The organism is Bifidobacterium sp. ESL0769, from assembly GCF_029395495.1.
In the GTDB taxonomy this organism is placed as follows: Bacteria; Actinomycetota; Actinomycetes; order Actinomycetales; family Bifidobacteriaceae; genus Bifidobacterium.
Map to the genome: position 1 here is coordinate 2,372,025 of NZ_CP113918.1, position 24,943 is coordinate 2,396,967.

General features: G+C 54.8%; 18 protein-coding genes and 1 tRNA gene. 10 read left to right on the forward strand and 9 right to left on the reverse strand.

The window, feature by feature from the left end; genetic code table 11:
* Positions 1-32: 32 nt before the first annotated feature.
* Entirely contained in the window at positions 33-1,052 is a 1,020-nt protein-coding gene (locus OZX72_RS09150) for a class C sortase (protein ID WP_277158382.1), read from the reverse strand.
* A gap of 231 nt (positions 1,053-1,283) precedes the next feature.
* The gene (locus OZX72_RS09155) at positions 1,284-3,209 is read right to left on the reverse strand and encodes a hypothetical protein (protein WP_277158383.1); all 1,926 of its coding nucleotides are present in this window, start codon (positions 3,207-3,209) and stop codon (positions 1,284-1,286) included.
* Between the two features lie 986 nt (positions 3,210-4,195).
* Between OZX72_RS09155 and tgt the strand changes: the two genes are divergently transcribed.
* The 7 genes from tgt to OZX72_RS09190 all read left to right on the forward strand — a co-directional run bounded on the left by tgt (position 4,196) and on the right by OZX72_RS09190 (position 8,512).
* Complete coding sequence (tgt, locus tag OZX72_RS09160) at positions 4,196-5,788, forward strand: tRNA guanosine(34) transglycosylase Tgt (RefSeq protein ID WP_277158384.1); 1,593 nt, start codon at positions 4,196-4,198, stop codon at positions 5,786-5,788.
* Positions 5,789-5,868: 80 nt separating this feature from the next.
* Positions 5,869-6,783, forward strand: coding sequence for a nitroreductase family protein (locus OZX72_RS09165; protein WP_277158385.1), 915 nt, complete (start codon positions 5,869-5,871; stop codon positions 6,781-6,783).
* An 81-nt stretch (positions 6,784-6,864) separates the two neighbouring features.
* A tRNA-Leu gene (locus OZX72_RS09170) sits at positions 6,865-6,950 on the forward strand.
* Between the two features lie 215 nt (positions 6,951-7,165).
* A complete protein-coding gene (locus OZX72_RS09175; RefSeq protein WP_277158386.1) occupies positions 7,166-7,645 on the forward strand; it encodes a DUF5680 domain-containing protein in 480 nt (159 codons plus the stop codon).
* 179 nt (positions 7,646-7,824) lie between these two features.
* Positions 7,825-8,085: a hypothetical protein gene (locus OZX72_RS09180; protein WP_277158387.1), complete on the forward strand. Its 261-nt coding sequence runs from the start codon at positions 7,825-7,827 to the stop codon at positions 8,083-8,085.
* Positions 8,086-8,087: 2 nt separating this feature from the next.
* Positions 8,088-8,357: a CopG family transcriptional regulator gene (locus OZX72_RS09185; protein WP_277158388.1), complete on the forward strand. Its 270-nt coding sequence runs from the start codon at positions 8,088-8,090 to the stop codon at positions 8,355-8,357.
* Positions 8,354-8,512 carry a hypothetical protein gene (locus OZX72_RS09190; RefSeq protein ID WP_277158389.1) on the forward strand — a complete coding sequence of 53 codons (159 nt, stop codon included), beginning with the start codon at positions 8,354-8,356 and terminating at the stop codon, positions 8,510-8,512. Before OZX72_RS09185 ends, OZX72_RS09190 begins: the two co-directional genes overlap by 4 nt.
* A gap of 159 nt (positions 8,513-8,671) precedes the next feature.
* Here OZX72_RS09190 and OZX72_RS09195 read toward each other — a convergent pair whose 3' ends face one another.
* The gene (locus OZX72_RS09195) at positions 8,672-9,244 is read right to left on the reverse strand and encodes a TIGR00730 family Rossman fold protein (protein ID WP_277158390.1); all 573 of its coding nucleotides are present in this window, start codon (positions 9,242-9,244) and stop codon (positions 8,672-8,674) included.
* Positions 9,245-9,665: 421 nt separating this feature from the next.
* On the opposite strand from OZX72_RS09195, the gene OZX72_RS09200 reads away from it, so the two are divergent.
* Both OZX72_RS09200 and OZX72_RS09205 read left to right on the forward strand, forming a co-directional pair.
* Positions 9,666-10,679: a ketopantoate reductase family protein gene (locus OZX72_RS09200; RefSeq protein WP_277158391.1), complete on the forward strand. Its 1,014-nt coding sequence runs from the start codon at positions 9,666-9,668 to the stop codon at positions 10,677-10,679.
* A 316-nt stretch (positions 10,680-10,995) separates the two neighbouring features.
* On the forward strand, positions 10,996-11,994 hold the full coding sequence (locus tag OZX72_RS09205; RefSeq protein WP_277158392.1) for a 2-dehydropantoate 2-reductase: 999 nt from the start codon (positions 10,996-10,998) through the stop codon (positions 11,992-11,994).
* Between the two features lie 160 nt (positions 11,995-12,154).
* Here the strand turns inward: OZX72_RS09205 and OZX72_RS09210 are convergent, their stop codons facing one another.
* From OZX72_RS09210 to OZX72_RS09235, 6 genes are all read right to left on the reverse strand, one after another.
* Entirely contained in the window at positions 12,155-12,598 is a 444-nt protein-coding gene (locus OZX72_RS09210; RefSeq protein WP_277158393.1) for a DUF3995 domain-containing protein, read from the reverse strand.
* A 352-nt stretch (positions 12,599-12,950) separates the two neighbouring features.
* Positions 12,951-14,162: an aminotransferase class I/II-fold pyridoxal phosphate-dependent enzyme gene (locus tag OZX72_RS09215; protein WP_277158394.1), complete on the reverse strand. Its 1,212-nt coding sequence runs from the start codon at positions 14,160-14,162 to the stop codon at positions 12,951-12,953.
* Between the two features lie 528 nt (positions 14,163-14,690).
* The gene (locus tag OZX72_RS09220) at positions 14,691-15,674 is read right to left on the reverse strand and encodes a CTP synthase (protein WP_277158395.1); all 984 of its coding nucleotides are present in this window, start codon (positions 15,672-15,674) and stop codon (positions 14,691-14,693) included.
* Positions 15,675-16,316: 642 nt separating this feature from the next.
* Positions 16,317-17,636 (reverse strand): alpha/beta hydrolase, encoded by a 1,320-nt coding sequence (locus OZX72_RS09225; RefSeq protein WP_277158396.1) that lies wholly within the window; start codon positions 17,634-17,636, stop codon positions 16,317-16,319.
* A 173-nt stretch (positions 17,637-17,809) separates the two neighbouring features.
* Entirely contained in the window at positions 17,810-20,671 is a 2,862-nt protein-coding gene (locus OZX72_RS09230; RefSeq protein WP_277158397.1) for a leucine-rich repeat domain-containing protein, read from the reverse strand.
* Positions 20,672-20,999: 328 nt separating this feature from the next.
* Positions 21,000-23,822: a prolyl oligopeptidase family serine peptidase gene (locus tag OZX72_RS09235; protein ID WP_277158398.1), complete on the reverse strand. Its 2,823-nt coding sequence runs from the start codon at positions 23,820-23,822 to the stop codon at positions 21,000-21,002.
* A 260-nt stretch (positions 23,823-24,082) separates the two neighbouring features.
* Here OZX72_RS09235 and OZX72_RS09240 point away from each other — a divergent pair, with 260 nt between their 5' ends.
* Complete coding sequence (locus OZX72_RS09240) at positions 24,083-24,889, forward strand: DUF3800 domain-containing protein (RefSeq protein ID WP_277158399.1); 807 nt, start codon at positions 24,083-24,085, stop codon at positions 24,887-24,889.
* Positions 24,890-24,943 lie beyond the last annotated feature (54 nt).

Genomic DNA, 24,943 nt, shown 5'->3' on the forward strand with positions numbered 1-24,943 from the left:
GTTTGTTTTATGACTTAACATTGCAAAAATTTTCAAATAATATGTCGCCCGCCACCTTGGCTACGGAATGTTCCATCCGAATGCCATGGCCATGGGTAGATACGATGGCGGTAATACCGTATCTGGAGCAACAACCCACCTAAAATAACCGCGATGACAAATGCCAAAACCCCTGGGAAGAGACCATCCCGCTGATGTTCCTCATCTGGTGAAACCGTGGTGCGCTCGGCCGTCAATATCAGGCGACTGGTGTTGATCCCGTACGGCGTACAGGTCATCAACGTCACCAGGTCACGGCCAGGAACCACCCGGTACAAATGGGTATCGGACGGGTTAATGACATGGATGCCAACAACCCGATATGCCATCTTTTGTTTTAAAACGTTGAGAAAGAAGACATCACCCTTGTGCATCCTGTCGAGACGTGTAAACAGCAAAGCCGATGGAAGCCCGCGATGCCCTGAAAGCACCACATTCGTCGAGGCCCCTCCCACTGGAAGGCTCGTTCCCCGCAAATGCCCAACTCCCTTGGCAAGCACATTCTGTGACGTGCCGTGGTAGATTGGCAGGTTCACCGATATCTTGGGGATAGTTATGCTCCCCATGATGCCGTCTTCGACATTCAGCAACCGCTCGTACGTGCTGTTGCGCAGTATGGGCGGAACATAATCTTCATTCTCTGCATCTTCGTCTTTGTCGCCGCTAGCCTTGCCACCCGAACCGAACGGATCACTTAACTCACCCAAATCGTTCTGCCCGGATTGAGCAATGGCTACGTTATATTGCCGCGCCGCACTGATTTCACTGCTTATTCGCGCAGGCGACCAATCGTCGACCGTCCTAGCGACGGAATCCGTGACCTTCGCTTCCTGTTGCATGTTGTATGTCTGTATCGCAGGAATCCACAACAGAGCTATCAGCAATGCCACTGCAAGCAGATTGTGGATGACGTGGATTGCCACGCCATAGAAATCGTGCTTTTGCGATGGGCCATCATGCTCGAAGAACGAATAGAAATCCGCATTAAGGGTTTCTTCAACGCTCTTCTCCATGCCTGCACACTCCTCATGAACTCAACCGATGCAAGGCCAACATAACAATTCTGCGGAAGGTTTAAGCCAAGTTTCCGACGTTTCGTCTAGTCGATCTTTGACGACAAAAAGTCTTTTTTAAAGGTTTCCGACGCAACGCCTTTCAACGAGCACCGGAAACCTTCGGAGATTGCACCTGGGGAGGAACTTGCTTACTGCTTAATTAGTCCCTCCCCAAATGCGATCTATGAATCACGCATGGCGACGGGTCGTCTCGTGACGACGCTTGAGGACCACGGTTCCGCCGAATGCAAGAGCGAGAACGAGGACCACAGCGACGGCCAGGATGATGCCCATGCCACCGGTAAGAGGCAGCTGAACAACGGACGCCACGTTGTTGACGGTGACGACTGCATTGCTCACCGTGCCATCAACCAAGCCCCAAGCATCCTGCTTGACGCTGACGGTAGCAGCGCTAGCGGTGCCATCAGCAGCGATCGGGCCGCTGGCGGCAAGGGTGACATGGAAGTGAGGCAGCATCACACCACGAAGGTTCGGGGTGGAAGCAGCGCCGGTCTGAACGACGTCATAGGTGCCCAGCGGCAAACCAGTGACAGTGATGGTGCCCGGATCACCGGTCGAGTCGGCAACCTTCAGCGTGGGATTGGTTCCGTTGACGGCCGAATAGACGCCATTGGAGCCAGTGAAGTTAATCTTAGCGCCGGCAGTGCCATCAGCGTTAAGAGGCGCGATGGTGAAGGTGGAGCCCTGCAGACGAGTGCTCTGGCCGCGAAGGACGTTCTTGATCGTGAAGCCGAAGCTGTGCAGCTTGACGGTGTTGGAAGGAACGACACCGGTGGTATGGCAGTTCGGATCAGTGGTCGGATCGCAAGGGGTCGTACCAGGAACCGTAGGATGAGTCAGGTCTGCGGTGTTGGACGGGGTATCCTCACGGGCGTTCTTCTGCAAGCCGTAAGTGATTTCAATCGTGTAACCAAGCGGGAATGCAGTCGGGTGCTCAACAAGGTTGTTGCCGAAATCAACAACAATCTTGCCGCCAGCTTCGTCGGTGCTTTGCGTGTAGGTCGCAGTGTAGTAATCCGACGAGAGCTTGTTGGAGCTGCTGTTCGCAGTGCTTGCATTCTCCTTGACATAAACCTTCACAGCATTGTCGGGATCGCTGGCCGTCGGCACGGTGTAGCCCTTGGTCGGGTTATCAACGATCTTGAAAGGATACTGCGCATAACCAGTGGTCAACGGCACGTTGGTCCGCAGAGTGAAGTGACCCCACTGACCGTCAGGTATGGAGCTCTCCGCGAGCGTCTTGGTGAGGCTCAGCACATCGTCCTTCACATCAACATTGCCGAGCTCAACGCCGGACTGGTTGTTGGAGAAGCGAGTGTAAGGAGTCGAATCGCCGGACGCGTAAACGCCGGTGCCAACGATCATAGGAATGGCCAGCTGCGAATTCGCCGGAATGGTATCAGCGGGGCTCATATCCTTGATGATGTAGAGGCCCTGCTTCAGACCGGTGAAGCTGACCGTCGTGCTGGAACCGTCCGAAGCACCCGTTGCCGTAGGCGTTGCGGAGTCGGCGAACTTGGAATTCAGGGTACCGTCCGTATTGTTTCCGAGCTTCTGAGCGAAGTTGCGCAGAGCGCCGGTGTACGGCTTGTTGCCGGACGTCGTATCCGTATTCTGAGCTGCAATATCAGCATCGGGATCAGTAGAAGTGAGACCAAGCATCGTGGCAGCGACCTGGCCGACAGGATTGCCGGTGTACTCGGTGCTCAGCGAATTATTGCCTGAAACAGACTTATACGCAGAATCAACTGCGTCATAAATGCTGCCCGTGCCACTGTGATCAACCGTGCCGACGGCAAGGCCAGTCAGCATATGATAATCAGAAGCGGTGGCAGCGCTTGTCGTCTTCGCAGCCTTGTCGTAGGTGCCGAGGCGAACAGCCGCGAACTTATGACCCTTGATGTAGCTGTTGGCGCTCGCGTGAATGGTCAGCGAAGCACCAGAGAAGGTGCTGTCGTCCTCAAGCGCAACATGCGAGCTATCCGGAACGCTATCCGCATTGGCCATCGAAGCGCCAAGCGGCATAAACGCAAGCAGAGTGGCTGCGGATATCGCAACCCCCAAAGCCTTGCGTAAAGAAGTATGTACTTCCATTATCTATTCTCTCCTTTCGCCTGCGGATTGCGCAACCACACAAATTCCGCAGAAAACGTGTCCCGACCAGGAACTCCACCAGCCCCGGCAAGAATCCTCTCACCGGCGTTACGGTCTTGTCTCTAGCCGCTTATCTACCCGTATGCGATTTATTCATTCGCATACGACCCGCACCCCCTCTTTCAAAGACGTGCGAAACGACAGTCGCTTTCAAACCCAACAGCGAATCGCCATTCATGTGTTGTAAAACACAATAATTATCAGTCTAGTAGAAAACGAGTTGCGCTCCGTGCTTTGAGCCCGCGCAACGCTCTTGAAAACGACAGGGTTTAGCGGCGAAAAGTAAACTTCCCCAAGCCACGATTTTTTCGCGAAACGTCTCACAAAACGTGGCATTTTCAAGCTTTGAAAAGCAGGATTTTTACATAAGGAAATAAACTCTCAAAAGAGGTTAAAAAAGTTCTGAAATTCTTCTACTGGCTTAATAACGAATGAAACGAGTCGCGTTTCTTGCTGTGCTTTTATCTTTTGACGTGATTTCTCATCGCTTTTTCGCCGGTTTTCCCTATTGCATAAATCTGCCCAAAACTCTGGAATTATAGGGAATTGTTGACTGAATAATGATCATTTCCTGTCAATAATTACTATTAATTATCCCTTTATAAAATATCAATTCAAACGTTCTTATAAAGGCATCTTTTAACGCCATTGTCAGAGGATTGTAAGACGTTTTTGAACAATTCCTGAATACAAACTGGGCGTAAGCAGGAAAGTTCACCTCAAGACCGCCGAACCTCATCAAACATTCGCCAACCGACTGCAGGGTGGGAACTCCGCGGATGGGCGCAAGATACACAGGGCACATCCGCCTCATGAATGAACTAGGGCTCCCTCTAAAATCGGAGGCATAACGGCCTTCGTCGCGCACCGGCATCAGCACGGTGCAGCGAAGCAGACACTACGGAATTGCGGTAACGGAAACGGATATGAATATTTCTTCAGACAAGCCAACAGAGTCAGCAACTACAGCGCCACCCACGCCAAACCACGGCAACGCAGCTTCAGGCAAGACCTCAAACACACCCAAACAGAGCGACGCCGCTTCAGGCCACACAGCCAGCATTCGTAACAAAAGCTCCGAACGCCAAAACCAAAATGAACCCTCTACCCATGGGAACACGCAGAATCACATCCCCGGTCAGAAGGACGTCGCTTCGGAAGCCACTGCATATGCACAGACCCGTTCTGCGACAACGATTTCGCAGCTGGCCGCGAGCGCGTCCGGACTCTTGGAACACCCTCTCGGGGCCGAGGCCGGCAAGCCCGGCGACCGCAGCAAGTTCTACTTCGAGCAGCGTACGCGGCTTTCGGATTCAGCGCGCGGCTTGGGGCACGGCGGTGCACGTTACGGCCGGACCGGGGTCATACATACTCCACATGGAGATATTCGTACTCCGGCTTTCGTTCCCGTCGCTACACAAGCGGCCATGAAGGGCGTGCTGCCCGAGACCATGAAATCGCTCGGCGCACAATGCCTGCTTTCCAACGCGTTCCACTTGTTTGAACGCCCCGGCGAAGATGTGCTTGACGAAGCCGGCGGACTTGCACGCTTCGAGAACTGGGACGGGCCGACTTTTACCGACTCCGGCGGGTTCCAGGTACTTTCGCTTGGTGCCGGGTTCAAGAAGACACTGGCGATGGACGTCACCGGCATGAAATCGGACGACGTCATCGCGCCCGGCCGCGAGCGCAAGGCCTTCGTCGACGAGGACGGCGTCACCTTCAAGTCCCCGCTCGACGGCTCCAAACACCGCTTCTCAGCCGAAATCTCCATGGGAATCCAGCACAAGATCGGCGCTGACATCATGTTCTCCTTCGACGAGCTGACCACGCTGATGAATACGCGCGGCTATCAGGAACGCTCCGTCGAACGCACCTTCCGCTGGGCGAAGCGCTGCGTTGCCGAGCACAAGCGGCTTACCGAGGCGCGGGTCGGCAAACCGTATCAGGCGCTATACGGCGTGGTGCAGGGCGCGAACTATGAAGATTTGCGGCGACGCGCGGCCTCCGAGATCGCCTCGCTCGACTTCGACGGCGTCGGTATCGGCGGGGCCATCGAAAAGCGAGTCATCGGCGACACCTGCGCATGGATCTGCGACGAGATGCCGGAATCACGGCCACGACACGTCTTGGGGATTGCAGCCGTCGATGACATCTTCGCGTGCGTCGAAAACGGCGGCGACACCTTCGATTGCGTGGCCCCCGCCCGCTGCGCCCGCAACGGTGCCATCTACACGCGTGATGGCCGATACAACATCAAGCGCGCCGCCAACAAGCACGACTTTGGTCCGCTGGAGGTTGGCTGCGACTGCTATACGTGCACGCACTATTCGCGCGCCTACGTCGACCACATGCTTCGCGCCCACGAAATCAACGGCGCGACGCTGGCCACCATCCACAACGAGCGCTTCTTCATCCGCTTGCTCGACGACATCCGCTCCTCCATCGACGGCGGCTACTTCGACGAGTTCCGCAACGAGACCCTAGCCCGTTACTACGCCCACGGTTCCAAAGGATGAGCAGACCTAAAAATAGTGTCATTCGTCACTTTCCAGGGTCTACGAAGTGCGTGTGACCACACAATCCTTAGCCAATCGGTATGATGGAAATGTTCATTGAAGACAGGCAGAGGGGCAAGATGAATCTGAACGAGGCGATGACGGAGCGCCATTCCGTGCGTATATATACCGACGAACCGGTCAGCAAGACCCTGCTCGATGACATCGCCGCCGAAGTCGAACGCTGCAACGCCGCCTCAAGTCTGCATTTCCAGATAACCTCTGGGCTTGAAGACGCTTTCTGCGGCTACAAAACGCATTATGGAAGGTTCAGCGGCGTACACAATGCCATTGCGTTGATTACCCCAATCGACAAACCTTACGATTTGCATCCAGCTAAGAAATCTCCGAATACAAACATCCCGGCTGCCGACCCGATTCCACCTGAGGAAGCCGAAATCGAGGAAAAAGTTGGTTATTACGGCGAGCAGTTGGCGCTAAAACTCGTACAACTCGGGCTTGTGACCTCGTGGGCCGTGCTCGACGATGCTGCGGCCGGCTGGTGGAAGCTCGAACCCGGCGAACGCGTGGTGTGGATTCTCGCCTTCGGGCATCCCGCCCGGCCCGGCGCCAAGCACCACAGCAAACCCTTGGATTCGTTTTGCTCATTGCCCGCGGCCCTCAGCCCAGACGCAACACTTACCGATGCCCCCGATTGGTTCCAGCGCGGAATCGCCGCGGCTTCCCTTGCCCCAACATCGCTCAGCCAGCAGCCGTTCCACTTCACACTCGAAGACACTCAAATCAACACTACGCAGAATGCCAATGACACAAACAGCTCAGACGGATCGGACAGTTCAGGCGTCTCAGACGGTTCCGAAATAACTTGTGCAAAACCATTACCCACCGTTAGTGCCCAGGTAACCCCAGGGTTATTCGCTCACGTCGGCCTAGGCTGTGCCAAGCGCAACTTCGAAATCGGCGCCGGCACCAGCAATTTCAAGTGGGCCAGATAACCAAGAACGATACGGGGCAACACGCATTGCCGCGAACCCCTTGCGCTCGTCGCCACTGAGCAGTAACCTTATTATTTGTCTGCGAGTATGGCGGAATGGTAGACGCGCTGTCTTCAGGTGGCAGTGAGCGTATGCTCGTGGGGGTTCAACTCCCCCTACTCGCACCATCAACTTGAGGTTCTGAAAACGTTAAATTGCAACGATTCTAGAACCTCAAGTTTTATGCAAATCTCAAAATATAACGACGTATATAACAATTTGCATTCATATGGCCCCATATCCGCAGCCAACCTGCACGAAAACACTCCGCCGATAGTCGAATTTTGTGTTTATACGACGTAGTATTCACAGCCAACCATTACGTCCTTGCTAAACTGGTCCCATGCTGCCAACATCGTTGTCGTCGTTCTTAGTCGCCGCAAAAGCCGCCACCTACGCCGCAGAGAGACCGGTCGCCTTCGAACCCACATTCCCGGGATCGCACGAGTTCAGGTTCGCGAAAGACAATCTGCATTACCGTGATGTTTACTTCGGTAGTCTCCGTTTTGCCGGTCAGGAAATCGTAGTAGACGAATCGCACGTAATCTGGTCAATGGTTTATTCGGGCGGAATACTGGAAAATAACATGAGCCAAAACACCGAAGATGACAATGCGACAGAAATTTATCGGTTCTTGAAACTTGCGCTTCGGAAGGTAGATCCAGAAGCACCTTATCGGGGGCCGAAATCATTTGTGTCCGGCCAATACCGCTATACAAACCAATACGCAGGCGACATAACAGATTTCAATGGTGAGGAAATGATATATGCCGACGCATTGCCCGTTTATCGCCTCCACTATTCCGGTGGTTACCTGAGATAACGGGCAGTGCATCCCCTCCCAAGCACACGCGCGGACTTAGAAGACGGGCAAATGTTCACGGCGTCATGCCACCTTGAGTGCTTTGTAAAGCGTTGGGCGGGAGACGACGCCGAACGCTGAAGTCAGCGGACCCGGATTATCGGATATGATATGATTCATATCATATAGAAGGAGGTCGGATGAGCGCCATCGGTATACATCCCAGGATCATGCAACGGCACCCCGAGGTGACCGAGGCCGACGTGGTCGCGGCCATGCGGGGGATGATCCGCTACCAGCAGCGGCCCACCGGCGAGTGGCTCGCGGTCGGGGTGGACGGCAGGAACCGGCTGGTGGAACTGGTCTACCAGTACGACGAGGACGAGGACTACTTTTTCGTGTACCACGGCATGACCCCGCCGACCGGCAGGACATACAAGGAACTTGGATTGGAGCAATGAACATGGACATCAACGAATACATGAACAAGCACCACCTCACCGACAAGGCGCTGGACGCCATGGCGGACGTCTACGAACACGGCAAGCAGGCACATTCCGACGCCCCCGTGCACGGCGGGTCGCATCTCGACGCGGTGGGCAAGAAGCGGGTCACCGTCGTCTACGACGCCAGCGACACCCAACGGGTGGCCGCTCTCGCCCGCGAGAGGGGCGTGAAACCCTCGAACATCTACCGTGCCGCGCTGAACCGCTATCTCGCCACGCAGTCATGAGACGCATTCCGACGGAGAAACGCCTCGCCCTGCCCGAATACGAGTACGCTATCGCCGCCGAAGCGGAACAAGCACGCAAAGGTGAGATACCCACCTATAACCTCAACGAGACCTTGGATCGCCTCGGACTGGAACGCGAAGATGTTGACGCGTGAACGACTGGGCTGAGAACGCCACACAAACCAAAAAGGCAACGACACAAACCACTGCCATAGAATCCAAGTTGCAATGGACAGGGCCGGGGCGCCTTCTATGGCATCCCGCGTCGATACCATTGGATTCGATGCTCGAAACACATTCGGAGCTACGTGAATTTACTTCCGCTCGGGGAAGGTGCGAATCTTTGGGGGCTGGTAGGTGGCAGCCCAGCGAGTGATTTCGTCGTAGGAATCGGTGAAGAGAAGCTTGGCACGGTCCGGAGCGGTGAGGAAGCCGGCGGCGGTCATGCTGTCGAACATCTGGGCCATCGGTTGCCAGTAACCGTCGAAATCAAAGAAAACACAAGGTTTGTTGTTTAGGCCGATTCGCGCCCACGAGAAGGCTTCCGCAATCTCCTCCAACGTGCCAGGACCACCAGGGAACGCGATGAGCACGTCGCCGAGTTCCATCATCCGGCGCTTGCGCTCGTCCATATCGTCGACGACCTCCATAGTGGTGAGACCCTTCGCGGCGGCATTGCGGTCAATCAGCATCTGCGGCATGATGCCGTGCACCCTGCCGCCGCCATCGAGCACTGCCTGCGCAACGATGCCCATCAGCCCGACACCGCCACCACCGTAGACCAGCTCGTCGTCGTTCGCCGCAATCCATTCCCCGAGCCGCTTCGCCGCAGCCGCATACTTCGGATCGTCCCCACTCGCCGCGCCGCAATACACCGTGATCTTCATGCCGTTCTCCTTTGTACCTGTTCGCTCGCACATACCGATAAACTTAAATCTCACTATATCGGCATACCGATAATTGCGGCTATCACATTCCCGGAAACCGGATAAAAGCAGCCGTTTCAAACACCTGACGCATCATTGAAAAACTTTAAAATTCCCGATATCAACTGGCATTGGTCGAAGTGGAAACAAGCCAATATCACGACGATAGATGGATAAAATTAGACATTATTATTTTTAATACTTATTTAACGAATTATCTCAAAAACACGACAAAAATCGTCCACATTACGGAACAAACCTTGTGAAACCCTACTGCCGTCAAGCATACTGCAACTTACCGGCAATGCCGCATGATGTTGTCCACAAGATTGTTGCGGCACTCGCCGCGCCACCCACAAGGGACAAAAAGAAGGGAAACATCATGAAATACGGAATCATCGGCGCCGGAGCCATGGGATTCAGATACGGCGTGCTGCTGCAGGAGTTGGCGCACCAGCCGGTGGATTACGTTGAGATTTGGGAGCCGAACCTCAAGAAAGTCAAGGAGCAGGGCGGCGTCTACGTTTCCCGCGACCACGAAGGCCGTCACCTCGTCAAGGCCGATATCTACTCGCCGGAAGAGTACGCGGCCAAGGGTGGTGACCCAGACCTGTGGATCATCATGGTCAAGCAAATGGATCTGCAGAATTACCTCACCCGCTGCGCCGACGCGGGCCTCTTCAAGGATCACCAGGTCGTCTTCAGCGCCATGAACGGCTGGGGCCACTTCGAAAAGATCCTCAAATACTTCCCCAAGGAACGCATCTACGGCGGTACCGCGATGGTCGCGAGCGCCTTCAACGGCCCGGGTGACGTCGATTTCATCGGTAAGCCGGGCGCCGGCACGATGCACATCTGCGCGATGACCGAAGAGGTCACGCCAGTCGAGAAGGAATTCGTCGCCGACCTCGACAAGACCGGTTTCAATCCGCAGATCACGCAGAACTTCCGCGGCACCTGCATGGCCAAGGTCATTTTCAATTCAGTCATTAATTCGCTGTGCACAATGTACCAGATCACGATGGGCCAGTTCGTTTCCTACCCCGGCTACAAAGACATGGCCACGCAGCTGATCAACGAGGCCTACGATGCGCTCGAACGCTCCGGTTTCCAGCCGATTCAGACCCGCGCCAAAGCCATCGAGGAAATCGATTACGTCAGCCGCGTCGCCAACCCACTGCACTATCCGTCGATGTATCAGGACATGTCGAAGGGCCGCAAGACCGAGGTCGACTACATCAACGGCTACCTCGCCAAGGTCGGCCGCGAGAACGACTGCCCCTGCCGCGTTCAGGAATTCCTGACCCACGGTGTCCATGTCGCCGAACTCGCCTTCCAAGTCCACAAGAAGGAAGCCGAGGAAAAAGCCAAAGCTGAGGTCGCCATAGCCAAGTAACCGATTCCGATAACCAATCGCTAACCTTTGGTTAGCCAATCAGCCTATCTCAAGGCCGGTCGGGGCTCTCAGTGCACTGAAAGCCCCGACCGAAATCACGCATTGTCACAACTTTGCCTGTCCATAACCGCCTTATTTTTGTCTCAAAAAACGCTAGTATTTTGTCCGCTATCTGACCATTTAGTACCCGGTCCAAGCTTTCTCGTTTAAATCTATATCTGGGGGAAAATCGCTTACATATCCACAAGATTTAGCGACACACCCTTGTACCCAAAAGGCGTAGAGACAACAGAATTCCAAGACGGAAAGAATGATTATGAAATACGGGATTATTGGCGCAGGATCTATGGGCTTCAGGTTTGGGGTACTATTCCACAACCTGGTGGGCCGCGACGTCGATTACATCGATATCTGGGAGCCGAATCTGAAGGCAATCAAGGAGCAGGGCGGCGTCTACGTTTCCCGCGATTACGAAAACCGTCATCTGGAGAAAGTCAACGTCTACACGCCAGAAGAATACGCGGCCAAGGGCGGCGACCCGGACATGTGGATCATCATGGTCAAGCAGATGCAGCTGCAGGACTACCTCACCCGCTGCGCCGACGCCGGCCTTTTCAAAGACCATCAGGTCGTCTTCAGCGCGATGAACGGCTGGGGCCACTTCGAAAAGATCCTCAAATACTTCCCCAAAGACCGCGTCTATGGCGGCACCGCAATGCTCGGAAGCTCCTTCATCGGACCCGGCGAAGTCGATTTCCAAGGCAAGCTCGGCGGCGGCAGCATGCATATCTGCTCGATGAGCGGCGAGGTGACGCCGGTGGAGCAAGAGCTGGTCGATGACTTCGAAAAGGCCCATTTCAACCCGATAATTTCGCACGACCTGCAAGGCACCTGCCTGGCAAAAATCATCTTCAATTCCGTGGTCAACTCGCTGTGCACGATGTATCAGATTCGCATGGGCCAGTTCATTTCCTACCCAGGCGCGATGGACATGACCACGCAACTGGTCAACGAGGCTTACGACGCGCTGGAACGCGGCGGAATCCAGCCGATCCAGACTCGCGCCGAGGCCATTCACGAAGTCGAGAATTCCAGCAAGGTCGTCATGCCGCTGCACTATCCGTCGATGTATCAGGACATGGTCGCCGGTCGCAAGACCGAAGTTGACTACATCAATGGTTACATTGCTCGCGTCGGCCGCGAGAACGACTGCCCCTGCCGCGTGCACGAATTCGTAACCAACGGCGTCCACGTCGCCGAACTCGCCTTCCAGATTCACAAGAAGGAAGCCGCCGAAAAGGCCGCCGCCAAGTAATTTGTTTCGATAGACGGCAGTTAAATCGGTTAAAGTTTGATTAAACCTGCTTGCACGTTGAAAATGGCGATTGAGATTCTCAAAACACCACTTTCAACGTACTTTTTTATATCCACAAGAGAAGACCTAAACAACTTTTACGATTTAGCGACGCAGGCTTTTAGCCAATAAAGACCAAAGCGCCAAGGCTCAGGGCGAAAACGAGGCAAACTGGTGTGTATAGCCTCGTGTCCCAGTAGGCGAAAACCGTGTCGCGCTCGCGCTTGAAGATGCCGACCACGTTCGTTTCACCGATGAAACGGACGAAGAACACAAGCGTCGCGACGCCGAGCAGCACGCGCACCACAATGTTGGGACTCGCCCAGTCCCACACAAGCAGCGCAATCTGCACAACAAAGCAGAAGACCACTCCCCACGCGGCCCATGCCGGCGGCTGGTCGCCTGCCTTGACATGCATCAGATGCGGCTTGTAATTGTGCTTGTAGGCCGGCAGCACGTATTCGGTCAGTTTCGTCCCGCCGCAGCCCCAGTAGGCGTGTACCAAAAGGATGGCCACGCTCATCACGATGTCGAGCACGATGAGGATATGTTTCAGCAATTCCATGCGTTCCATGCTATCGTAATCGAAAATTCAGCTCTATCGTTTTCTGTGACAAAGTTGCCAAAACCTGTGAAGTATAACAAAATTCCCAACAACTGAAAACCCTTCGTAACCCTTCTGCCATAAGGAATTAACGGGATTCCACACTTATCATTTTTAGCATTCACCCATTCACCAACTGCGATAAGTCTTTTGTGATAACACGAGTCGATTCAAACTTTGCCGATCAGAACACAGCGTATAAATAATCCACCAAAATCGGTCTGAAATTGGCGGATTATCAATATGGAAATTGCTTCCAGATGGGTAGCTTAGAACGCCCTCAGGCGCTCAAAAGCCATCCCATCCCGAGCGTTCAGTCGACGAAAACGTACTTCGACAGGCGCTCCATCGCCTCTTGAACGCGGGAAAGCGGGAGGGCGACGTTCATGCGGATCGCGCACGGAGCCTTGAACTGGCGGCCGTCCTGCACGGCGACGCCGACGTTCCATGCTCGTTTCAGGAGCTCGTCGAGCGTGACGTTGTGCGCCTCGCACCAAGCGGAGCAGTCGAGGAAGATCATGTAGGTGCCTTCGGGATGACCGAACGTGACCTCCGGGAAATGCTCGGTGAAGTAGTCGCAGACGTAATCGATGTTGCCGGTGAGCACCTGCCGCAGCTCGTCCACCCACTCGTGGCCTTCAGGCTTGTAGGCGCCGATCAGCGCATGCATCGAGAGCACGTTCATGGCGTTGTACTCGGGCTTCGCGCCCTTCGACGTGACGCGGTCGCGCAGGTACTTGTTGTAGATGATATGGTACGAACCCACGAGTCCGGCCAGATTGAAGGTCTTGCTCGGCGCATACATCGCGGCGACACGGTTGCGCGCGTCCTCGCTCACCGACTGAGTCGGGATGTGCTTGTGATCGCCAAGAATGATATCAGACCAAATTTCATCGGAAATGACTATGCAATCGTTTTCGCGGTAAACCTCCATCGCCTTTTCGATCTCCCAACGCTCCCAGACGCGGCCGCAGGGGTTGTGCGGGCTGCAGAAGACGGCGACGTGGATGTTGTTTTCCTTGAGCTTTTTATCCATATCCTCGAAATCCATGCGCCATACACCGTTTTCGTCGCGCTTGAGCAGCGAGTGAACGATGTGGTAGCCGTTGGATTCGATGGCATTGGTGAAGCCGACATAGGTCGGGCTATGCAGCAACACGGAATCACCGGGCGCCGCGAACGAAGTAACAGTGGAAACAACCCCGCCCAAAACGCCGTTTTCATAACCGATATCTTCCGGCTTCAAGTTAGTTACGCCGTTACGCGTTTTCTGCCAGTCGATAATCGAATTGAAGTACTCGTCAGTCGGGCGGAAATAGCCGAACGCAGGGTGCTTGGCGCGCTCGATAATCGCGTCCTGAATCGTGGGAACGGTGGGGAAATTCATGTCGGCCACCCACATCGGGATGACGTCAAACCCATCCTTCGGCGGATCCGGCGCAAATCCTGGCGCTGCGCCAAGTCCATCAACCGCAATCGCATCCTTGCCGTGCCGATCCATAATCGACGTGAAATCGTACTTCATTTCTGCTCCTTCTGCACAACGTCCCATTGCGGTACCGTGCCATACGCGTCATTACATTGGTATGCTGCCACTCTACAACTGCCAATTGCCATGAAATGCCACAATCTTATGTTCATGAGACAGATAATCGATTATTCATGGTGTTTTGGCAGCCCGCTTAGCCGATTCTCAAAACATAGGATCGCACGCCGCCTTCGATCGTCCCATTCCTATCAAGCAGCTAAGTAAAATACGTCTTTCCCCGCAGTAAGTGGGGTTATTGTGCGGGTAAAAGCGCATTCTGCAATTTTAAATGCAACTTTTCCCGCACCTATACCCCATTTAGTGCGGGAAAAGACGCATTTGTCAGTGACAGACTCCCAACTCTCTGAGCATGAGCCTAAAAGACAACGCGTGGTGGCGCTCCGAGTCGAATGGAAAGTAAGCGGCGGTGCACAAGTGCAACAAACAGCGCACAGTACTGTCCCGAGTCGAGTAGGAAGTGTGCTGAAGGCCATTCGAGACACACCACCACGCACAAGCCGGTGATCACGATTCAAGCAGCCGAGACCCGCTATCCGCAAGCGGTATACCCGCAGCCAGAAGCTTATGCACCAAAACCGATTGCCCAAGCACCTCACGATAGTTCGTGCGAATCAAATCCGTAACGCCGGCTCGCCGCAAGGCTGATTCGCGCAGCCGCTCCTCGTAAACAACCTGCTCAGTGCTCTGCATCCGCGTCATTACGGGGTTGACATACTTCTCGTTGCCATCGAATTCAAGGACAATCACGCGCCCATCTGCAAACCGCCACGTAAAATCCGCCCGATATTCATTCTGCGGGTTCGTGGGATCAACGAAAACCCTCTGCAATTGCGGAATCGCAAACCCATGCTCGATAATCACTGCCCTGCAAAGCGACTCGCCGCCATTCTCGCTGGCAGCATTGGCATAATGCATGAGCTTAAGCACCGGTCCAACGTCGGCACGCACCGTATCGCAAACTTCCAGCACGGAATCCTGGCTGATTGAGTATTTGCGAAAAGCCGCGTCAAACATCGGCAAAACCGCACGGAAAGAATATCGCAGGGCACAATCGACCAACGTCCTTGCAACGCTGGTCACCTTCACACCATGTATGGCCCACGTCTCTAAGTGGGCGACAAATATTCGCCGCAAATGTGAATCGCCCGAAGTATGAACGGATCCGGAAGTGGCAATCCAGACCAGCCCGTCGCGATGCAGATTCCACGAATGGTCAAGCTCCCAAACCACCGCCGCGCTGACACCGGCGAAAGTCCAAGTGGGCTCGATACGTGCCAAAGCCCTAATCACATGCATCGATTGCTGCTCGGGATTGAGCGCGCGCCAATAGTCGCCCCTCGCATACGTACGATGGTATGGACACACCAGTTCACCAGAAACCCGGCGACGGCGCATGGCATCGCGTTGAGCACGGCCGGTCGGCACTGCGCAACATTTCGCGGCTTCGGCTTGGGCAATCACCCCGGCGACATCTCGATAGGTTCCCATGTATCCAGTCAAAACCGCTTTTCGCGGAAAGTCCAGCCGAAACGGGTTATGTGGTCGAATGCCCGGGGTTTCGGCGTGTTGTGGATAACTCGAGTTTGTCGGCATTCCAGCACCGGTATCTCGAACCTGCAGGAATGCGTTGCTTCCTGTACTAACGGAAGGATCTACCTCACCAAACCCGCGGGAATGCGACTTTCCTGCACAAGCGACAGGATCCGCCTCACCAAACCCGCGGGAATGCGACTTTCCCCGCACTCCACACACATTTATGCGGGAAAAGTCGCAAATAGAAACGCTAAATGGGTTGTTTCCCGCACCTATATCCCACTTAGTGCGGGGAAAGTCGCATTTATCATCAATTACACAAAACTCATGGGACGCCGACCCCGAATCGCACATGGCTCACAGGTTATCAGTGCCGTCAAACCGCATCAGTAGCGCCACAAACAACGCAATCAAGAACCTGCCACATAGCAGGTACGACACAGGCAGAACGCATACAGGCACACACCATGCACACAACACGCATAGGTGCACACCCATAAGCAGAACACACAAGTCACACGATGGGTACCTCACCCCCACACAGCCGCACCATGGATACAACAGCAACGTTGTTATGCTACGGCCACAGTCCCCGCGCTATTCCTCTTCTTCGGCGACCATGTCCTCCACGGATTCGCCGTAGAAGTCGATGATGCGATCGACATAAGGACCGAGGATAGCGTTCGGCATGCTGAAGATCTCGTGGACGGCGGGCTCGACGCGTTCCAGCACCACGTCCCCGCTTTCGACGCGGACGCGCTCGACGAAACGGTTCTGGGCCGAATTGTGCACCCACGTGTCGCGGCCGGCCTGGAAGAGCAGGATCGGCGTCTCGATGCGCGAGCAGGCCTCGCGCGAAAGAATCGCGTGCGACATCTTGAGCGCTTGGTTCACCCAACCGAAAGTGGCGGCGTTCGTCTGGTAGTGCACGTCCTTTTTGCGAAGACTGAAATACCATTGCACGCGCGACTGCTCGGCACCCTCGTAACCCTTGAGTTTCATGGTCGGTGAGAACTCCGTCTGGCCGGGCGCACGATGCCGCGAAAGCCCGACGGCGCTGGCGAGCGCGGTGGCGGGGCCGGCGATGGAATTGGGCATGCCCGTCACCGGCTCAATCATCGGCGAAGACAGTACGGCACGGTTGAAGAGCATCGGGAAACTTTCGAGCATCGCCGCCCCGATGCCGCCGCCCATCGAATGCGAATACAGGTGCATTGGCTGGTCGCCCGCGTACTGCCGCCCGATGGTCTGCGAGAATTTGGCCAGATCCGCGACATATCGCCGCCAATCGTCAATCCAAACCAGCGAGGGATTCGAGACGTCACGCACCGAATAGCCGTGTCCGCGATGCTCCAGAATACAAACGGAGTAGCCCGCAAGCAGGAAATACCATGTCATCTCGGCGTGCTTGGCCGCGAATTCCGTGAACCCGAACGAGAAAACGATGGCCCCACGGAACTTGGCGCTGGCACCATCGATATTAAGGGCGTCGAACTTGTGCGCATCAAAACAAACGTAATGCAATTTGCCGGGCGTGGGCGGAGCTGCCAGCGACGAGATGCCAAAGAGCTTGCTGCGCATGATCCGCTGCTCGTCCTCGTCGTCCGGTCCGGTGTCGATGCCGGCTCCGCTGATGCCGATTCCTGCGTCACCCATACCGACGTGGGTGGCGCCGCTTGCGATATTCGCAGAAGCCGAATCTGTAGAACGGGAATTGACATTGACGCTGTTACCACCATTGGCTACATCTGCGCTAGCCGCTGGCGCCAAACCTTGCGCTGGAGCTGAAGCAGCAGCGGTATCGGCCACGCCGGCAGGCGACATCCAGCCTTCCTCGCGACATTTCGCGAGCGCCGGCAGCACGGTATCGCGCATCACCTCGGCGTAATGGTTCTCGTCAATCAACGGCATATGCATACCGCCAGTCTATCTGCACCCGCTGGCACGTTTAGCATCGGTTTCACTTACGTCAAACACCATATTTAATTGGCCGATAAGGAATATAAAGGTATTCGATACAGATAAGACGACCCGGCATCAGAAGAATATGGCTCCGTGCCGGGTCGTCAGATGGCTAGCGCATCAATGGCTTATTCTTCGCGTCGGCGAAAAACCATGAGGCCAAACCCAAGCGCGACCGAGAGCACCAACGCCGCTATCATCGCGATTGCAACAGGCTCGATGCCAACGCCGGTCTTTGACAAGGTCTGCGAAGCGGGCTTGGAGCCCGTGTTCGGAGCTGGTGATGAAGACGGATCGGACGACGAAGATGCGGAAGACGAAGGCGGCACAGACGACGAGAGCGACACCCACTTCGGACGCACGGTGAAATCAGAACCCGGCACCGCCGTCGGGTTCGCGGAACCTGCAAACTCGAAGTCATGCCAAGTCGTACCATCAACCGAGTATTCCCAACCGGAGAGCCGTTCATGGCTCGGCGCCACCAAACCGGAGACGGAAGCAGGCTGCGCAACCGTATCGCCTTCGTTCACCGTACCCGGCGCAGGCATACCCGGCCAGGTTCCTCCATTGTTGCTATACGTCAGCTGGTGCGTACTCCTCGTCCAGACCGGGCGGACGGTGATGTCGGCATCAGGCATGTGCGTGCCGGAAGCCGAAGGGCCGAACTTGAACGGAGCCCACGCGCCGCCGGCTACTTGATATTCCCAGCCCGAAAGATGGTAGTTCACAGGAACCGCCAAACCAGCCGTCGAAGGCGCGTTCGCGATAGTCAAATCATAGGCGACCGGAGCCGGTGTGGCGGGCCTGTCAGTCCATGCGACCCCATGCGGATCGTAAGTCACGTTATGCATATTTCGCGCCCAGATCACCTTCAAATTCAAGTCCCTGAGAACGGCCGGCGAGACGCCCGAGGTGAAGGGATAGGTGGTGCCGCTGGGAACCTCAATCCAATGGTCGACGTGCCAGCCCGCTTTCGTGGTCTGCGGCTCGTTGAACGTATCGCCGTCGCTCAGATTTTCGGACGGCACGGCCGAACCACCGTCCGTGTCGAAAGTCACCTCGTGATCGGTCAACGTTCCTATGCCGCGGGTCACCTTGCCGCTGTAAGGAAAAGCCGCGGAGCCGAGGGAGACCGATTGCGCGGAGAACCCAGCCTTCACGGAAGACATCGACGCAGGGATGTTCGCCCAAGTCACCGTGCCGCTCGGCGCATCGAACGTGTACCCGCTCGCCGGCACCACCGATCCCGCCGCGGTGTCGAGCGGAGCGTACGAACCGTCCGGCAATTTGCCGGTCTGCACTCTGACATGGTGGAGCGAATGCCCGTCGTCAAGCTGCCAGGTCTGGCCGCTGATATCAACGTTGCTGGTTTCCACATTCGACAGAAGATTTGTCATACCAGACATCGGAGTCAGGTCGGCGACGTGGTTGTTGACCAGATGAAGCGAATTCATGGCGGTCAGCGGTCTTAAAGCCGAGATATCGGAAATGTTGTCGTAGTCGAGGTTCAGCGTCGTGAGCCTTACCAGGCCGCTGAGCGGGGTGAGATTGGAAATCTGCGCATTGCGGTCGGCCTTGAGAACATTCAGGTTGTTCAGCACACTGAGCTTGCCGAGCTGGGTATTGGTGAGGCCGTCATTTGTCAGATACAGCTCGGTCAGAGTCGGCAGGCTTTGTAACGGCGTGAGGTCCGTGAGCGTGTGTAGATTCTCCATATGCAGTACCCCAAGATGCGTGAAGGGAAGCAATTGGTTGAGGTTCGTGCACGTGTTGCCACCGCTATTGGTATACCATTCGTTGCCTGCATGCAGCTCATAAAGTTGGGTCATGCCCGACAGCAGCGCAAGAGAGGAAATATTGTTATCGCAGGCATACAACGTCTGCATCTCAGTCAAACCCGATATCGGAGTAAGATCCGATATGCCGCAATCGGCAATATCCAGAACGGTCAAGTGAGTGAAAAGCGATAAGGTCGAGAAATTGGTCAGATGATCCGCTCGTATGCTCAGGAACAGGAGATTCGTCAACGGCGCGAGCGCTGAGATATCGGTGATTGGATTGAACTGAACATCCAAAAACTTCACCTGCGTAAGTACGCTTAGCGGAGATAGATTGGTGATTCGGTTGCCGCCGAGATCCAGGTGAAGGAAATTCGGATTCGTCCGTAGCGTCGACAGCGCAGATACGTCGCTAATCTGGTTGTCCATAATATAAAGTGCTTGAAGATTCAGAAAACTTGATGTGCTGAAAAACCCTACGCTCGAAATGCCATTGCCATCCATTCCGATGACCTGAAGAGAATGCCAGCTGCTGATCGGCGACAAATCACTGACTCTGTTGTAATCCATCAGGATTGTGCTCACGTTGGGAAGCGAGGAAAGAGAAGCGATGCTTGAGATGCTAGGCAAACCGGCAACGCTCCTGTCGTGAGCCAAGTCAATCCTAGTGAGATTGTTGAGATTGGCCAGCGGCGTCACATCAGTGATGCTCTGGTTGTGCAATACCAGAGAGTTGAGATTGGTGAGTACCTCCAAACCAGTCAGGTCGGTAATCCTGGGCGCGGTGCTGGTCATCTTATCCGAGCCAATGGCCTGCAAGGACGTGGTATTGGTGACCATGGCCGGAGTAAGCAAAGCACCTACCGTGGTCGAGTTCGCGGACGCGACGAGCTGGGCCAACACCGGGTCCGGGAAACAGGCCGATATGGTGGTCGAGCCGACTATGCATCCGGAACGGGGCGCGATGCCGCCGCCCTGTGGAGCCGGTGCAGGAGTATGGCCAGCCTGAGCAGCACTCGGATTAATACGGGGCATGAGCGGCACTGGCTGAGCCGCTGCCTTGCCATGACTTGCGGCCGCTTGCGACTGACGCTGAGCTGTGGGGGCTTGCGACTGGTGCTCACCAGCAATAGCCATGCCGCCGCCAGACAGCAACAGTGCCGTCCCCGCCAGCATGGCAGCCAGCGAAACGAACAGTTTCTTTGCAGACACTTTTATATGCGAAATGCGTTCAGAACGCTTCGGCTTATTCCCCAAACCCGACAAAGACTTTCCCCTCAAAAAAGACTATATATATTGCTTTTAGACTAATATGCTTTGTCAAGCAAATCAAATTTCCGATAATATTTATCGCTTTATAACAATAGCAACTAGCGAACCACCAACAACACGCGGTTTACTTCCTAATATTTCATACAAAAGAGCCATGAGCGAGGTTCCGAGAAAAGAACCTCGCTTTTTAGCTTATTACTGTCCGACCAAACGGCGCAACTAATTTAAGCGTTCAAGCTCAGGAAGAAAGCACACGGTGAAATTCCAATTATTTCTTCATTCCCAGTGCATCGTAGAGGAAGTCGCGCTGGAGAGTAAGCAGATTTTCAGCGACCTTGGGGTCATTGGTCATGTGGGTGATGCCCGTGAGCGGCAGGTAGGTGTGAGGGCGGCCGGCCTCCATCAAGGCCTTGGAGAGGCGGAGCGAATTGGCGATGCTGACGTTGTCGTCGGCAAACCCGTGGATGAGCATGAGCGGGCGGGTGAGCTTCGGGGCATCGGCAACGATGGAGTTGCGTTCATAGACCGCCGGATCGAGGCCGAGGTAACGCTCGGTATAATGCGTATCGTAAAGCGTCCATTCCGTCGGCGGCGCACCGGCGCAGGCCACATGGATGACGTCAGGAGCATCGAGCACCGCGAGCGCCGAAAGGAACCCGCCGTACGACCAACCGATCATCGCCACGCGATTGAGGTCGGCGTCTGGCACGACGCTTGGCAACGCACGCACCGCTTCGACCTGGTCGGCCAAGGTCACATCCTTCATGTTTTCGAAAATCTCGCGATCCCACTTCGGCCCGCGACCGGTGGTGCCACGACCATCCGCTGTGACCACGATGAAGCCTTGATCGGCCCACCATTGCGATTCGGCGTAACCGGCCTGAGAGAAAGTGACCTGCTGAAACCCGGGACCGCCGTACGGCTTCAGCAACACTGGCAGCTTGGCCGCTCCGGCGAACTTACTCGAAGCGCTCGGCCTTGTAATGGCGGTAAACATGCGATGCTCGCCCAGCCGTACAAACTCGGTATTCGGCGTGAAACCGGGGGTTTCGGCATAGCTGGCGATAGCAGCTTCCGTAACGTAACCGGAGTCTTTCGTGAGTACGTTGTCAGCACGATTATTTTCGGATATATTGGTCAACGCGTGCACCATTACCGAACCGGGATGAACCATATCGTGACCGGAGATGACGATGCCATTGCCAGCGCGGCTGGCCGTCCACACACCCGGACCAGCGGTCACTGGCGTGATGTTTCCGTCAAAATCAATAGTCACCACATCATAGCTGCGGGCGTCGTGCAGCGCTTCGCCACCCTGCCAAGCCGCGGGAACAGCCGGAAGCGAGCCGCGTTCCGAAGCAATCTCCATAGCTGCACATCTAGAGTCCGCCACCGTGCTTTCATTTGCCGAGCCAGAAACCTCGTGCGGCGTGCGTTGCACGACCGCAAGCACGTTCTCATCACTGACGTCGAGCACAGTTCGTACCTGCCAATCGACTGGCGTAAACGGCTTCCCGTCAACGGTCAACCGGTTGGTATCAGCATCCATATCGTTCAAAGCGCAGACCAAGCGGCCGTCCGGCGTGAAGGCCGGAGTACCAAGCACGAGATCAATCCACTGGTCGTTGGCATGCTCTTCCAGAACGTGGGTGCGCCCGTCAGACTGAACTTCCAACACCTGATCGCGCGTCTGCCGACGGTTCTGCACCAGCACCAACGGCCTGTGACCCGCCTTCCAGCTCACTGCCGCCACATATTCGTAACCTTCGCGGTCCCACGAAACGTTCTGCACATCGCAACCGACGTAATGCGTTGCGCCAGTTTTGTCGCCACTTTTGGCTTGTTCGCTGGCATTGGCGCTTTCGTCGCTATAGCCATTTCCGCAATTCCCGTCATTGTCGCAGTTATCGTTATAACCGTCATCGCCGTTGCCAATTCCATTACCCGCAATATCATTCGGTTCCTCGAATTCAAGATGGGCCAACATGAGCCGCACGATGGCGTTCTTAGTGAGCGCCCGCGCGTAACGGCGGCCAGTTGCGGACTTGGTTGGATTGGCCGGATCGCTGATATACCACATTGGTTCCGGCGAACTGTCGTACATTTCAAACAGCAGGCCACGCGAATCCGGAGCCCACCAGAAGCCGTCGTAGCGGTCCATTTCCTCACCCGCTACAAATTCGGCCAATCCGATTTTGAGCGTCTCGCTCGGGTCATTGCCAACGCTCCAGACCGTGCTGAACCTGTCGCCGGAAGCGTTGGTATCGTTGACATCTCCAGTAGCTTCGTAAGCGTCTTGCATCTCGGCCGCACAAGTGTGCGGATGCGCATGATTATGAGACCGACGAGCCGCATCATCAAATCCTGTATCATCCCAATCAGCGATATCCACCATCACCAGCCGGGTACCCGTCGTATAAACAATATGCCGCCCATCCGGCGAAATCCGCGGATTCAGCACCGGCAACCACTTGCTGCTAGACGATGAAGCCTTCGAATCGGCAACCGTTCCATCGCCGCCATCATGAGAATTTGTAACATCGCTGAGATGATTTTCGCCGCCATCATCAGCACCCCCAATCGCAATCTGCCGCGTACGAGCGCCGTCGCCGTCCTCGTCAATCTCGCTGACAAATAGCTGGCCGTTAATCGTAAAGGCCACACGTCGCCCAGCCAAATCCACGGAATACGAAACGATTCCCTGTCCGCCTTCGCGCGCACGTTCACGCCGCGCCTTCTCCTCCGCCGGCACGTCCTCGTTGTCGGCATCGGCGAGGAGCTCTCGAGGATCTGCCAACAGTACTTCGCGATGCGAATCGTTACCCTCGTCTTCCTTAACACTCAGCCCATTCTCGACGTTGTCTTTGCCAATTTTGCTCGAATCGATAACGCTCATCCAAAGCGAAGTAACCAGATCCTCCGATCCGTCCGAACGCAGAAACAGCGCCCGCGACCCGTCGCCAATCACCTGTACGGCCCGCGGCGCCCCACCCGTAAACCGCAACGTCCGCGCCTTCCGCCCCGGAAACTCCGCAACCGCCTTTGCCTGCGCATCCAAATCCATGTTATTTTCAGTCTTGCCCAAAGTCATGTTTCCAGTATAAAGAATGAGCCTCACACGAATGCATGGTTACCAAAAGTAACCACTTGAGCTTTGTGCGGTATCTTTTAGTAACCATGAACTTGTGCGGCAATGAGCCTATTTACACAACACTTTTGAAATTTAGGTCCCGTTCTCGTCCACAGAGGTGCTAAACTGACTATCAATGGACTATTAAGTAGTTTGGTCCACCCTGAGGCGGGGTTCGTCCCCGCCTCAATTCTTTTCTCCTTGTTATATATAATTAGGCTATGCAACGTGAATTGAGCATATTTATTGACGAATCAGGCAATGAAGATTTGCCACAGGGGGTTCGTCTCTTTACTAATGCCCATTACATTGTTGCTCTTGTCTTCCATGATCAAGCCATCAATATAAACCCGTATATAACAAAGCTCGAAGAATCAATCGATACTCTTTCCGGAATAGCCCCAGTTGAGGCGAGCTGGGCCATTCATTCCGCACCGTTGATCAGAGGAGATGAAATATTCAATCAGATTGCAATGAAGCGACGCAGACAGCTTTTCGACGCTATGCTCAATTTTATGCACTGCTGCGGATTGGCTGGAGTAAAAGCCCGAAGTATCAATGTCGACAAACGACTATATTGCTCTACTCCAAAAGGTGGCTCAAATTACCTAAACAAGAACGCTATCCGAGATGCGGTTGCCAACCATCTCACTAACTTTATCCGCGAAAATCGTGAATATTTTTCTAATTTCCAGCAAATAAAAATTTACTACGATTTTGGCCAACGAAACCTTGGTAGCATTATTCACGATGTCTTTGAACAAGAGCTGAGCGCGAGCATCGTCCTTTTTAAGGCACATGTCAAACCAGAAAATTATAAGCTGTTCCAAGCTGCAGACATGGTTTGCACCTTATCCTTATTAAATTTGAAACTGAGCGAAAACTTGCTTACCAATTCGGACAAAACCTTTTTCAAAGGCAAAAAGGCTAAGACCGAAGACAAATTAGCCGTAGAATTCAACAAAGTCCATAGTATGTTCGTTCTTCCAACACCTTCACCTACAGGCTATTATCAAGAACCATTGTAAGCAATCCGCTTGTTTAAAAATAAGAATATTCCTTCATTATCATTTGCGAATTTG

What these genes read in the sequence shown, in the direction of transcription:
- OZX72_RS09150 (WP_277158382.1), bottom strand. Translation starts at nt 1,052, where the DNA reads ATGGAGAAGAGCGTTGAAGAAACCCTTAATGCGGATTTCTATTCGTTC.
- OZX72_RS09155 (WP_277158383.1), bottom strand. Translation starts at nt 3,209, where the DNA reads ATGGAAGTACATACTTCTTTACGCAAGGCTTTGGGGGTTGCGATATCC.
- tgt (WP_277158384.1), top strand. Translation starts at nt 4,196, where the DNA reads ATGAATATTTCTTCAGACAAGCCAACAGAGTCAGCAACTACAGCGCCA.
- OZX72_RS09165 (WP_277158385.1), top strand. Translation starts at nt 5,869, where the DNA reads ATGATGGAAATGTTCATTGAAGACAGGCAGAGGGGCAAGATGAATCTG.
- OZX72_RS09175 (WP_277158386.1), top strand. Translation starts at nt 7,166, where the DNA reads ATGCTGCCAACATCGTTGTCGTCGTTCTTAGTCGCCGCAAAAGCCGCC.
- OZX72_RS09180 (WP_277158387.1), top strand. Translation starts at nt 7,825, where the DNA reads ATGAGCGCCATCGGTATACATCCCAGGATCATGCAACGGCACCCCGAG.
- OZX72_RS09185 (WP_277158388.1), top strand. Translation starts at nt 8,088, where the DNA reads ATGGACATCAACGAATACATGAACAAGCACCACCTCACCGACAAGGCG.
- OZX72_RS09190 (WP_277158389.1), top strand. Translation starts at nt 8,354, where the DNA reads ATGAGACGCATTCCGACGGAGAAACGCCTCGCCCTGCCCGAATACGAG.
- OZX72_RS09195 (WP_277158390.1), bottom strand. Translation starts at nt 9,244, where the DNA reads ATGAAGATCACGGTGTATTGCGGCGCGGCGAGTGGGGACGATCCGAAG.
- OZX72_RS09200 (WP_277158391.1), top strand. Translation starts at nt 9,666, where the DNA reads ATGAAATACGGAATCATCGGCGCCGGAGCCATGGGATTCAGATACGGC.
- OZX72_RS09205 (WP_277158392.1), top strand. Translation starts at nt 10,996, where the DNA reads ATGAAATACGGGATTATTGGCGCAGGATCTATGGGCTTCAGGTTTGGG.
- OZX72_RS09210 (WP_277158393.1), bottom strand. Translation starts at nt 12,598, where the DNA reads ATGGAATTGCTGAAACATATCCTCATCGTGCTCGACATCGTGATGAGC.
- OZX72_RS09215 (WP_277158394.1), bottom strand. Translation starts at nt 14,162, where the DNA reads ATGAAGTACGATTTCACGTCGATTATGGATCGGCACGGCAAGGATGCG.
- OZX72_RS09220 (WP_277158395.1), bottom strand. Translation starts at nt 15,674, where the DNA reads ATGGGAACCTATCGAGATGTCGCCGGGGTGATTGCCCAAGCCGAAGCC.
- OZX72_RS09225 (WP_277158396.1), bottom strand. Translation starts at nt 17,636, where the DNA reads ATGCATATGCCGTTGATTGACGAGAACCATTACGCCGAGGTGATGCGC.
- OZX72_RS09235 (WP_277158398.1), bottom strand. Translation starts at nt 23,822, where the DNA reads ATGACTTTGGGCAAGACTGAAAATAACATGGATTTGGATGCGCAGGCA.
- OZX72_RS09240 (WP_277158399.1), top strand. Translation starts at nt 24,083, where the DNA reads ATGCAACGTGAATTGAGCATATTTATTGACGAATCAGGCAATGAAGAT.